10 protein-coding genes and 1 tRNA gene are annotated in these 12,041 nt (G+C 63.6%); 4 read left to right on the top strand and 7 right to left on the bottom strand.

Annotated elements, in window-relative coordinates:
- Positions 1 to 287: 287 nt before the first annotated feature.
- On the top strand, positions 288 to 557 hold the full coding sequence (locus VQ044_RS03685; protein ID WP_331827629.1) for a hypothetical protein: 270 nt from the start codon (positions 288 to 290) through the stop codon (positions 555 to 557).
- A 311-nt stretch (positions 558 to 868) separates the two neighbouring features.
- On the opposite strand, the gene VQ044_RS03690 is transcribed toward VQ044_RS03685, so the two are convergent.
- The 4 genes from VQ044_RS03690 to VQ044_RS03705 form a co-directional block, all read right to left on the bottom strand.
- Complete coding sequence (locus tag VQ044_RS03690; RefSeq protein WP_327645295.1) at positions 869 to 2,548, bottom strand: DUF6538 domain-containing protein; 1,680 nt, start codon at positions 2,546 to 2,548, stop codon at positions 869 to 871.
- 96 nt (positions 2,549 to 2,644) lie between these two features.
- Positions 2,645 to 2,734 (bottom strand) — tRNA-Ser (locus tag VQ044_RS03695).
- Between the two features lie 416 nt (positions 2,735 to 3,150).
- Positions 3,151 to 3,960, bottom strand: a complete 810-nt coding sequence (locus VQ044_RS03700) for a polysaccharide deacetylase (protein WP_327645297.1) — start codon at positions 3,958 to 3,960, stop codon at positions 3,151 to 3,153.
- Complete coding sequence (locus VQ044_RS03705; protein ID WP_327645298.1) at positions 3,957 to 5,180, bottom strand: glycosyltransferase; 1,224 nt, start codon at positions 5,178 to 5,180, stop codon at positions 3,957 to 3,959. The genes VQ044_RS03700 and VQ044_RS03705 overlap by 4 nt, the downstream gene beginning before the upstream one ends.
- A 186-nt stretch (positions 5,181 to 5,366) precedes the next feature.
- Here VQ044_RS03705 and VQ044_RS03710 point away from each other — a divergent pair, with 186 nt between their 5' ends.
- The 3 genes from VQ044_RS03710 to VQ044_RS03720 are packed head-to-tail and all read left to right on the top strand — an operon-like array spanning position 5,367 to position 9,495.
- On the top strand, positions 5,367 to 7,349 hold the full coding sequence (locus VQ044_RS03710) for an ABC transporter substrate-binding protein (RefSeq protein WP_327645300.1): 1,983 nt from the start codon (positions 5,367 to 5,369) through the stop codon (positions 7,347 to 7,349).
- Positions 7,346 to 8,344, top strand: coding sequence for an ABC transporter permease (locus VQ044_RS03715; protein ID WP_327622692.1), 999 nt, complete (start codon positions 7,346 to 7,348; stop codon positions 8,342 to 8,344). Before VQ044_RS03710 ends, VQ044_RS03715 begins: the two co-directional genes overlap by 4 nt.
- Positions 8,341 to 9,495, top strand: coding sequence for an ABC transporter permease (locus tag VQ044_RS03720; protein WP_327645302.1), 1,155 nt, complete (start codon positions 8,341 to 8,343; stop codon positions 9,493 to 9,495). The genes VQ044_RS03715 and VQ044_RS03720 overlap by 4 nt, the downstream gene beginning before the upstream one ends.
- Positions 9,496 to 9,503: 8 nt before the next feature.
- Here VQ044_RS03720 and VQ044_RS03725 read toward each other — a convergent pair whose 3' ends face one another.
- Genes VQ044_RS03725 through VQ044_RS03735 form a run of 3 tightly spaced genes read right to left on the bottom strand, consistent with a single transcriptional unit; the run spans position 9,504 to position 12,041 of the window.
- Positions 9,504 to 10,736: an adenylate/guanylate cyclase domain-containing protein gene (locus VQ044_RS03725; protein ID WP_327645303.1), complete on the bottom strand. Its 1,233-nt coding sequence runs from the start codon at positions 10,734 to 10,736 to the stop codon at positions 9,504 to 9,506.
- 1 nt (position 10,737) lies between these two features.
- On the bottom strand, positions 10,738 to 11,592 hold the full coding sequence (locus VQ044_RS03730; RefSeq protein ID WP_327645304.1) for an MBL fold metallo-hydrolase: 855 nt from the start codon (positions 11,590 to 11,592) through the stop codon (positions 10,738 to 10,740).
- Positions 11,589 to 12,041: a cyclic nucleotide-binding domain-containing protein gene (locus VQ044_RS03735; protein ID WP_327622841.1), complete on the bottom strand. Its 453-nt coding sequence runs from the start codon at positions 12,039 to 12,041 to the stop codon at positions 11,589 to 11,591. Before VQ044_RS03735 ends, VQ044_RS03730 begins: the two co-directional genes overlap by 4 nt.

Raw genomic sequence — 12,041 nt, forward strand, 5'->3', positions numbered from 1 at the left:
CGCCGTCTGGATCAATCCGCCCAACAACAAGCTCCAACTCCAAGCTTAATCTATCGCTCCGGCTGTCTCACATTCGTTGACACGCTCCGGGAGATCTCCAAGCCGGAGTGCGCCGCTGAGAAGCGTAAGGGCCTGACCGCCCGTGATAGACTTCGGCGTCTCATGTCAGCGGGTTATTCGCTTACCCGTGACGGCACCGGCTATTACGGTAGGACCCTCGTGAAGGTCACCCTTGCGGACGGCCGAGACGCGGGCGACGTCCTCGTTCAGGAAGGGCTCTCACAGCGATGGCCGAATACCGGGAACCCGTGGTGTCGTTGATCGCTCGTCTGCGGTCCCTTTTTACTGGAAGGCGCGACCTGCGCCGCCGGGTCGAGCGCGAAGCCTATACCCTGATCACGGTAATGCCGCCGGACGAGGCCTGGGAGGAAGCTCGACGTCGCGGACTTGATGAACCTGCCGAGCAGCGGCTCTGGTATCTCGTCAGGCGCGAGATCACGCGGAACACTGGGTTCGTGCGTCAGCCCGACACCTCGACGCGGATGCGCGGGGGGTGAGCCGCATTTGATCGAGACGACTGACACCCCGTGATCCCACCATCCCCTTGCTGTGAGGTGTCACCAGGACGGTGAGGCAATTTATGAAGGGGGGATAAAGTTCCGAAGCAGGCTTGGGACCTGTGGGCGGGCTTGTATGGCTATTGGGAGGATCGTTTTTCGGCTGTGTTTGGGTCTTGTTAGAAGACCCCTTCGGTACCTTGAGTTTGATGATCGTCACGCCGCATGCCCTAGCCGTGGAAATTCGTCACGGCCCATGATCGGGGAAAGGCGTTAGGAGAGCGAAAAACTCTGCTCCCAGCTGTGGGAGGTTATGGCAGCAAGAAGCTCAGATCAATCGGGTACTCCACTTTATCGATCACGGCATGCAGCTCATCGATCTTGGGGCCGCTGCCGTAGTGGCTGTGGACCTTCTTATCGGCATGACCCAGAAGCGCCATCGCCAGCCGCTCAGGGGCTTCAGCGGCATAGACGGCGTCTGTGAAATTGTGCCGGAATGAGTGGAAGGCGGTCTTCGGGGTCTTGAAGCCGACCTGACGGGAGTACCGTCCCCACCACTTGCTGAAGTTATGCGAGAAGTAGCCGTCCTTCCCCTTCTCGACGTCCGAGAACACACGGTGGGTGCCGGGCTTGTCGGCCAACAGATCAAGCAGACCGCCCTTCAGCAGGACATCATGTATCGGGACGCGACGCGCACTCCCCGCCGTCTTCAGCGACTTTTCTTCGCCCTTCGAGATGTCAAAGAACCAGACGTCCTTCTCCTGCTTGATGTCCGAGATGAGGAGCTGAACGATCTCCCCCATCCGCATGCCGGAATACAGGGCAATCAGTGGCACCCAGAATTTGCCGTCACGGATCACCTCCGGCCCTGCTTTGTGGCGCTGCGAGCCCAGGTGACCGGCGTAAAGCGGTGATGAGAAGATCGTCTTGAGCTGTTCGACGGAATAGGGATCACGACCGTCACGGCCCTTCGGCCCAACCCCCGTGATCTTCACCTTCTCGCCCGGCACCTTCTCGATCAGCTCCTCATCATACGCCCAGCGGAGGAAGGAGCGGAACATCGAGAAGTACTTGTCCTGCGTCTTCGGCGAGATGACGGGGCCACCAGAGGAAATGGCTTCGAGCACGGTCATCCCCTTGGTCGCAGCCAGTTTCGTGTAGTTTGACGGCAGACTTTGCAGGGCATCACGCACGGTGATGACGTCGGCAGCGTCTAGGTCGCGTATCGCCTTCTCGCCACCGATGATGCCGGCAGCAATCGTGCACACTCGCAACTGATCAGCTGCGGTCTTGGGCACCCAGGTCTTGCCGGCGTGCTGCTGATAGAACCGCTCGGCTGCCTTCGAGAGGGTCACCCCACGCGGCTCGTCGGCCGCAGGCTCTCCTGGGAGGGGTGGCAGGCCCGTCGGGGTCATACCGCTAAACAAGGGGTCCTGTGGAGCTGTCGCGTGATAGTGGCCATCCAACATCTCACGGAGGATGCGAGCATTCTCAATACGGGCGCGAAGCACTCCGTTGAGGGCCTGCTTCGTTCCGTCGCTGTCCACATTCCCCCTCAGCGCCGCAGCCTTTAGCACCGTCTCGGCGGCCCATCTCATATTGTCGTCGAACTGCTGCGTGGCCAAGCACTGCCGCAGGGATGTCTCGTCGTCGGCTAAAAGTTGGCGCTCCTTCACCAAGTCGATCAGCGGGTCCGTCGGCAGCAGCTGCGCATGCTCCAGCGCCTTGTTCAGGCACGTCTGGAAATACTCCCGTAACGCGTCCTGCACGATTTCGAACGATGGTGCTGGCATTCGCATCAGTTCCTCGAAATAGACGTCCATTGCGTTCGACAGCCACCGACCACGAACCTTCGCCATTAGCGGGTCCGATGTTCGAAGAGAAACCTTAATCTCCCATTGCTTGACGATCGAGCGCAGCCGCGCCGGTACCGCCATACGGAAGTAGAACACATCGCGGCGTCGCGTGACGCGCTTTAACGAACGGGGCATGATCAACCGTCTGGACCAGGTTTCTGTACCAGGGTCTACGGCTACCAACGGCGATGGCTGAAATACTCGATCCGCATCAAGGACTTACGCGGATAATGGCGGAGAGGGGGGGATTCGAACCCCCGATACGCTTGCACGTATGCCGCATTTCGAGTGCGGTGCATTCGACCACTCTGCCACCTCTCCGGCCGAAACCCCGAAATTCTCCGGGGTGTCTTCGCAAAAGGCGCGGCGACGCGGGAACCGCGTCACCCATCCGCACCCTCATTCTGTGAACCGAGGCATGGTCGGCGCTTCATCAGCGCGCGGCTCTCTTATCAAAGGCTTGGGCGCCGACACAAGAGCAAAGGCGCCGCGTTCGTCACTTCCTGGCCCGCCGACGGTCTCACGGGCGAGTTCCGCCGGCCGTTGGCGGCGACCAAGCGCCCCGCGCGGCCGCCGCGCCAGCACGGAAATCGAGGAAAAGCGGGCACCGGCTTTCCGCCCGCATTCCGCGGCAACTGATCGGAATCGCTCCCATGCGTGACATCGGATCGGATCGATCCGATGTCACGCGAACTGGAGCCGGGTGACTCTGGCCGCGCGAATAAAGCGGCCACGCATCAGCACTTGTTCTCGGACCGGTCCGCCCGAGCACCGGCTTCGCCGATCCCGCCGGTAAGCGGCAGGTCAAAAAGCGTCGGCACGGGTGGCCAGACAAGTTCGGATCGGGGCGCGAGGAAATCCAGCAACGCGTCGAGCAGTGCCCAGGCCGCCTCATCGTGCTGCAGATGATGGCTGAGCAACCCGATCGGCTCGCCCGCGCCGCCGCCATTCAGGCGATGGTCGATCTCCACCGCCAGAACCCGGTCGGCCTCGGCCGGCGTCAGTCCCCTCGCCTCGCGCCAGTTCATCAGGTCGAGATGGGCGTTCAGTCGGTGCGGCTCGGCCGACGCGGTGCGGCCGTGGGTGGACAGGCCGTTAAGGCCGGCTTCGCCAAGACGCGCGGCGAAGCCCTCTCCGATCCGATTCCAGGGCGGCACGAACACCGGCAGGAAATGACCGGGAAACAGACCGGCGAGCGCAGCCCGGCCCGCCGCCGCTTCGTCGAGCATGACGCCGATCGGCCGGTGATCGCCGAACTCGGCGCGTTTTTGTCCCTCCGGCGCGTGGTTGGCGTGGCGCCAGCCGTGCAACAGGACGGCCACCGCGTCGTCACCGGGTAGCGCCTCGGCCAGTTCCGCCTCGACGCCCTCCGGAATGACCGCGAGCACCAGTGGCACACCGGCGGCGCGGCGCAGCGCAAGCAGTCGCGTGAGCGGCTCGCTCGGCCGGTTGGCATCGTCGTCGCGCCACCAGAATGCGAGCGTCCGGCCAAGCGCTCGGGCTGCATCCAAGCGCGAGCGAGCGAGCGGAAACAGGGCGGCGCTCACGCGGCGGCGCGCTCGGCCGCCTCGGTCAGCAGCCGCGCGACATGGTCGATGCCGGGCTCGGGCGAAAACTCCCGGCGAACCTTTGCCTCGCCGGCCTGGCCCAGACGATCGGCGAGCTGCGGATCGTCCATCAGCCGCGCCATCGCGGCGGCCAGGGCTTTGGGATCCCGCTCGGCGACGAGCAGTCCGGTCCGCCCGTCCTCGACCAGTTCCGGTATCGCCGAGACCTGCGTCGAGATGACCGGTACACGGTGTGCCTGCGCTTCCATCAAGACGTTGGGCAGCCCGTCGCGATCGCCGGATTTGGCGATGCGGGACGGCAGCACGAACAGGTCGGCGCCCGCCAGCAGCTCATAGACATGCTCGCGCTCGCGGCTGCCATGCCAGACGATGCGCTCGCCGATGCCGGCCTTGGCGGCCTGCGCCTGGAGCTTTGCCGTCAGTGGCCCTCCGCCGACATGCTCGAAGCTCCAGTCCCGGTCCCTCAGCCAAGCCAGCGCGCGGATGAGGTCGCCATAGCCCTTCTTCTCGACCGTGCGGCCGACCGAAACGATGCGAAACGGGCCGCTTCGCCCGCGATCTCGATCGACCGGCCGTATCTCGGAGAGGTCGAGGCCATGATAGACGAGTTCGACCGTGCGCGGATTCGCCGCGAGCGAGCGCAGATAGTCGAGATTGACCCTGGTGCAGGTGACGCCAAAGGCGGCCGAGGCGAGTTTTTCGGTCAGCTCCCATGGCTGCGTCGTCCAGATGTCCTTGGCGTGCGCCGAAAACGACCAGCCAAGGCCGCGAATCGCCGCCGCATAGCGGGCAACGGAAGCCGGGGTATGGAGATAGTGAGTGTGCAGCCAGTCGATGTCGGTGGGCAACTCGCGGGCGAGGACGCAGGCCTGGCCGAAGCGGCGATAGCGGTTGGCCGTCGGGTCGCGCTTCAGGTCCGCCTCGAACAGGCGCCGCCCCAAGCCATAGCCCGGCTGACGCTCGGCGAAGTCGCGGCCGGCGCGCACCCGGGGCGGATCGTCCTTGAGATATTCGGGAAGATAAAGAACCTCGGCGCGGATGCGGCGATGGACGGGATGAACCCGCGCCTCGGCGGGCTGGCGCAGCGAGACAATGAGTTGCTCGACGCCGCGATCCTCCAGCCCCGCGATTTCCTGAGCGATGAAGGTCTCCGACAGGCGCGGATAGCCTTTGACGAGTGTGGCGATACGCAAAGGCATGGAATCGCTGATTCTCCGGTTCGCCGGCGGCGACATCGCTCGCGAGAGGTGCATCGCGGCATCTAGGCGACAAACCGCCAGCCTGCAAGGCGAAGCGTCTCGCGGCGGCCGGCGGTCAAACCGTCATTTGACAAAACTTCGGCGGTCGAACCTTACTGACAGTCACGACGCCATGAGGACGCATCGATGGACCGACCGACAGCGCGACGAGGGATTGGCTCGCGGAGCGTCTTCGCAGCAGTCTTGGCCCTGTCGATCGGCGTAACGGCCGGCTTTGCCAACCATATCAACGCCCAGACCCTCTTTGCGGAACCGGCCTCCCTCGCCGCCAAGGTCGCGGATGGCGCGTTGCCACCGGTGGCCGAGCGTCTGCCGCAAACCCCGTTCATCCTGCCGGTCGACAACGCCTGCCCGGCCGATCGCCCCGGCGGTACGCTGCGGATGCTCGGCGCCAGTGCCAAGGATACGCGAATCCTCCCGGTCTTCGGTTACGCACGTCTCGTCGGCTACGACGAAAATTACGACATCGTGCCGGATATCGCCGAGAGCTACGCCGTCGAGGAAGGCCGCATCTTCACCTTCCGGCTGCGGCCCAGCATGAAATGGTCCGATGGCGCACCGTTCACCTCCGAGGACTTCCGCTATTTCTGGGAGGACATGGCCAAGAATCCGGACATCGCCAAATTCGGAGTCCCCGCTGAGCTGCTGGTCGATGGCGAGGAACCGGAGGTCACCTTCCCCGGCCCTTACGAGGTGCGCTACGCTTGGACAGGGCCCAATCCGAACTTCCTCGCCTCGCTCGCCGCGGCTCTCCCCTTCGAGATCTTCCGGCCCGCCCATTACCTCAAGAAGTATCACGAGAAATACGCCGACCCGAAAAAGCTGAAAGCCAAGATCGAGGCCGCCGGCCAGCGCAACTGGGCCGCGCTGCATTTCAAGAAGGACCGCGGCCACCGCAACGACAATCCGGACCTGCCAACGCTGCAGCCGTGGACGCTCGCCACCAAGCCGCCGGCCGAGCGGCTGACCTTCGAGCGCAATCCCTATTTCCACCGGGTCGACCTGAGGGGCCGGCAACTTCCCTATATCGACAGGGTTACCCTGACGATCGCCAATTCCGGCCTGATTCCGGCCAAGGTCGCCAACGGCGAAGCCGATCTGCAGGCCGCCTATCTCAGCTTTCCCAATTACCCGTTCCTGAAACGCGGCGAGAAACGCAGCGGCTACGAAGTCCGGCGCTGGGAATCGGGCCGCGGCTCGCATGTCGCGCTCTATCCCAACCTCAATGTCACGGACCCGGTTTGGCGCCAGATGATCCGCGACGCCGACTTCCGCCGAGCCCTCTCGCTCGCCATCAATCGGGCCGACATCGACAAGGCGATCTTTTATGGACTCGCCGAGCCGGGCGCCAATACGGTCCTTCCGGGTTCCCCGATGTTCACGCCGGACCTGCCTACCCGCTGGGCCGCCTACGATCCAGACAAGGCGAATTTGCTTCTGGACAGTCTCGGCCTCAAGCGCGCCACCCGTGGCGGGCTGCGGCATCTGCCGGATGGGCGCGAGATCCGCATCGTCGTCGAGACGGCGGGAGAAAGCAGCGAACAGTCCGACGTCCTCCAACTCGTCCGCGACGATTGGCGCAAGATCGGCGTCGACCTTCTGATCCGCGAATCCCAGCGCGAAATCTTCCGCAATCGCATCAAGGCGGGCTCGACGCTGATGTCGGTCTGGACGGGGCTCGACAATGGGCTGCCGACACCGGCCACGGACCCGAAAGAACTCGCCCCCGCAACGGCCGAACAGATGCAATGGCCGGGCTTCGGCATGTGGGTGGAAACCGGCGGCACCGGCGGCGAGGCGCCCGGCGACGGCCCGGACCTTGCCGGCATCCGCGAGCTCATCCAACTCCGCCGGCAATGGATGCGAACGACCGACACCGCGGAGCGCGCGGCGATCTGGAACAAGATGCTGCGAATCTCGGCCGATGAGGTCTATACGATCGGCATCGTCTCGGGCGTCGATCAGATCGTTGTGGTTTCGAACACGCTGCGGAACGTGCCGGAGCGTGGCGTCTACAACTATAATCCCGGCGCCTATTTCGGCATCTATCATCCCGACGGATTCTGGTTCGATTGCCCCTCGAATGTGGCTGCAGGCTCGCCCTCGTGATCCGCTACGTCGCCCGCCGTCTCGTGACCATGGCCTGGACGCTGCTGGCGATCAGCGTTCTCGTCTTCATCATCATCCAACTGCCGCCCGGCGACTATCTGACCAGCTACATCGCCGAGATTCAGGCACAGGGCGAGAACGTCTCCGCCGACAAGATTGCCTTCCTGCGCGAGCAATACGGCTTGGACAAGCCGCTCTGGCTGCAATATCTGGTCTGGGTGACCGGCCTCGTGCAGGGCGATCTCGGCTATTCCTTCGAATACAACCAGCCTGTCGCAGACGTCGTCGGCGATCGGATACCGATGACGATCCTGCTCAATGTGGCGACGGTCGTCTTCGTCTATCTTGTCTCGTTTCCGATCGGCATCTATTCGGCCACCCACCAATACAGCTGGGGCGACAACGGGCTCAGCGTCCTTGGCTTCCTCGGCCTGGCGACGCCGAACTTCCTGCTGGCGCTGATCCTGCTCTACCTCGCCAATGTATGGTTCGGCACCTCGATCGGCGGATTGATGGCGCCGGAATATATCGACGCGCCGTGGTCGCTTGCCAAGATCGGCTCGGTCCTGTCGCATCTGTGGGTGCCGGTGCTGGTGATCGGCACGGCGGGTACGGCCGGCATGATCCGGCGGCTACGGGCCAATCTCCTCGACGAGCTCAACCGGCAATATGTCGTCACTGCCCGCGCCAAGGGGCTGCCGGAACGCCGGCTACTGCTCAAATACCCGCTGCGCATGGCGCTCAATCCGTTCATCGCCGATCTCGGCAGCCTGCTGCCGCAAATCGTCTCGGGCTCGGTGATCATTTCGGCGGTAATGTCGCTGCCGACGACCGGGCCGATGCTGCTCTCTTCGTTGCGCAGTCAGGACATGTATCTGGCCGGCTCGTTCCTGATGTTCCTGGCGCTTTTGACGGTAGTCGGCATGTTCGTCTCCGACATCCTGCTGGCGATACTCGATCCGCGTATTCGCCTCGGCCGGAGTACGGCGCGATGAGCCCCACGCCCCACTTCGTCTCGCGCGAACCGTTCGATCCGGAGGCGACCGTAGCCGCGGGTTCGACGGTGTCTCGAGCCTATATGGAGGCCTCCCAGACGAAGCTGATCTGGTGGCGCTTCCTGCGTCACCGTGTGGCGGTCGTCTCGCTCGCCTTCCTTCTGTTCAGTTATGCCGCGATCGTCATCGTCGAGATGATCGCTCCCTACGAACTCCAGACCCGCAACACAGACTTTATCTTCGCTCCGCCGCAACTGCTGCATCTCGTCCACGACGGCCGGTTCGTCGGCCCGTTCGTCTATCCGCTCGATTACGAATTGAACCTGGAGACATTGAAGCGCGAATACAGCGAAAACACCTCCCGGCCGCTGCCGCTGCGGTTCTTCTGCCAGGGCGACCCTTATGAATTGTGGGGGATCGTCGAAGCCCGGTTCCATTTCGTCTGCCCGCCCGAGGGGGGCACATTCTTCCTGCTGGGCACCGATCGTCTCGGCCGCGACATGTTTTCGCGCATCTCCTACGGGGCGCGCATATCGCTGACCGTCGGCCTCGTCGGCGTGACTCTCAGCTTTCTTCTGGGAATTACTATCGGCGGGCTCGCCGGTTATTTCGGCGGGTGGGTCGATTCCGTCGTGCAGCGGACGACGGAAATCCTGCGGTCGATCCCGGAACTACCGCTCTGGCTCGCCCTTTCTGCCGCGCTCCCGGTCACCTGGAGCCCGCTACTGATCTATTTCGGCATCACCCTGATCCTGGCACTGCTCGACTGGCCGGGGCTGGCGCGCGCTGTGCGCTCGAAACTCTTCGCTCTGCGCGAGGAAGACTTCGTCGTCGCAGCCGAAATGCTGGGCGCCAGTCCGCGGCGGATCATCTTCCGGCATTTGCTGCCGAATTTCATGAGCCATCTGATTGCCTCGGCGTCGCTGTCGATCCCGACGATGATCCTGGCCGAGACGGCCTTAAGCTTCCTCGGGCTGGGTCTGAGGCCACCGATCACCAGTTGGGGCGTCTTGCTGTCGGAGGCGCAGAACATCGAGGCAGTGGCGCTCTATCCGTGGCTGCTGTTGCCCATGCTGCCGGTGGTCCTGACCGTGCTCGCCTTCAGTTTCGTCGGCGACGGCTTGCGCGACGCGGTCGACCCGCATCACTAGCGCATCGATTATTCACCCACGCCGGCGGCGCGGAGCGGCACGCCCTGTGCCAAACGCGGCGTGAACAGCTCCATCCGCCGCTCCACACCGCTCAGGGCATGGACGCCGACCGTATTCCAGCGTTCGGGCAAAAGCGCGGCGACCTCGGCGCTGGCGAGCACGCTGAGATCCATCGTCTTGGTCAGTTTCTCGATGCGCTCGACCTCGGTGACCGTCGGTCCGATCACCGTGAAGGCCAAGCGCTCGGGCACGCCGATATTGCCGAAGACGACGTTGCCGATATTGAGGCCGATGCCGAAATCCATCGTGTCGAGGCCGCGTTCGCGCCGGACCGTGTTGGCCTCCTCGCGCATCAGGAAGGATTTGCCGACAGCCTCCAACACCTTGGCGCTGAGGGCCGCGGCGTCCGTCGCGTCATCCAGCGGAAAGATCACCAGCACGGCGTCGCCGATAAAGGCGAGCACCTCGCCGCCGGCCCGGATCGCCGGACGCGCGGCACATTCGAAATAGTCGTTGAGAAGCCGCAAGAATGCGGCGCTCTCCAGCCGACCGGTCAACCGGGTCGAGTCGCGCAGATCGGAATACCAGACCAGCGCCCTCGTGGTCGCCCCGTCGCCGAGGCGGATATTGCCGCTGAGCACGCTATGGCCGGCCTGCCGTCCAAGATAAGTCTCGACGATATTGGTGGTGATCCGCGACTGGATAATCGTTTTCGACACGAGGGCGAAGGTCTGCTGGATCGCCTGCAGAACGCCGAGATCCTCGTCGGTAAACCCGGAAGAGCGGTCGCTCGCCCAGATCACGAAAATCCCGGCGGTCGACATATCCATAAACGTGCTGGGTTGCGAAAATTCGGTCGAAAGGGCGATGTAGTCGGTGTAGCCCTCGGCCGCGAGTTCCTCGAATAGCGGGAAGTCGAGAAGCTTGCCCGGCCCGGTCAAACGCCGCCGCAGGACGGGAAGGTCCGCTTCCAGCATGTAGCGCAAAGGGCTTCTCTGCCAGGCTTCGGTGTTAGCGTCCTGATGATGGAAATGCTCCAAGACCGTGTCGTGGTCCCGCTGCCACTTGATCATTTCGGCTCGAAACAGTGGATGCAGGGTCGGCCAGTTCAGCCGGGCGCGAGCGATCGGGATGCCGATGCCGCTCAGCCTCAGGCAAAGCTGATGGAAGAGTTCCTCCAGATTTGGATTGCCGAGTGCCTCGCGGATCAGCCAGTCGTCGACTTGCTTTGCCAGCCCCATCTCAGCCGCCTTCCAGGATTCGCACGCCTTCGCCAATCTCGAGGGTCAGGCCCGTGCGCGCCACGATCGCTCCGGGAAAGGCATTCCGCGCTGTCGTCGCCAGAGCCTCCAACCATGCGTCGGTTCGCGAGATATCATGATGGAAGATAATGAGATTTTCTATGCCGGCGGCGCGGCAAAGCCGCACACCCTCCTGCCAGGTCGAGTGACCGAAGCCCTGGAAGGTGGGAAATTCCTCGTCGGTATGCATGCAATCGTAGATCATCAGATCCGAACCGGCGATGAAATCGCGGATCGCGGCGTCAGGTTTGCCTGGCTCGTGCTCGGTATCGGTGATGTAGCAGAACGAACGCCCCGCATACTCGATCCGAAATCCCACCGCGCCGTTCGGATGGTTCAGTCGAACCGTCCGGACGCGAATGTCGTCGGCAAGCGTGAGAACGTCCGGCGGACGAAAATCGCGGTAGTCGATGCGCGCCGTGAATTGCTTCGGCGTCACCGGGAAATAGGGCGGGCACATGAAACGCTCGACCATGCTGCGGCAGCTGGTTTCATCCAGGAAATGCCCGGCGTGAAGCCGCACCACGGCCTCCTCCGTATAGAGCGGAAACATGAACGGCAGGCCCATGATATGGTCGAAGTGGCAGTGGGTGAAAAGGATGTCGAGGTTCCGAACGCCCTCATAGCAGAGCTTGCGGCCGCAGCCGACGATCCCTGTGCCTGCATCCAGCACCAAGACACGGTCGCCGCAGCGCACCTCGATACAACTCGTATCGCTGCCGAAGCGGGTGTTGGCGGCGGCCGGCGCGGGAATGCTGCCGCGCGCGCCCCAGATCGTCAGCTGGAAGCGGGTCAAGCCTCGCCATCCCGTGACGCGGCCAGATTGCGCGCCCGGACGAGTTCCTCATTGGTGTGGGTCAGGCGTTCGGCCAGGCTACGCATCACCTCCGCCGCGATCTCGGGGAACTGGCGCAGGAGCTGCAAGAACGAATCCTTGCGCACCCTCAGCGCCGACACATCCGTGCTGGCGGTCACCGTCGCCGTTCGCGGGGAATCGCAAAGGATCGATATCTCACCCACGACATCCCCGGGCCCGAGCGTGGCGACGACGTAGTCACCGGATTCCGTCTCGACCGAGACCTCCGCCTTCCCCTCGACCAGCACATAGGCGGCGTCGCCCGGTTGTCCTTGCCGAACCAACGCCTGTCCGGCGCGATAGGCGATCGAATCAGCGGTGAAGGCGATCAGCTTCAACCGGCTCGGCTCGATGCCGGCGAAGATCGGGACCGACCGCAGTAGGTCCAT

This window comes from Aurantimonas sp. C2-5-R2 (assembly GCF_036549495.1).
Taxonomy (GTDB): domain Bacteria; phylum Pseudomonadota; class Alphaproteobacteria; order Rhizobiales; family Rhizobiaceae; genus Aurantimonas; species Aurantimonas coralicida_A.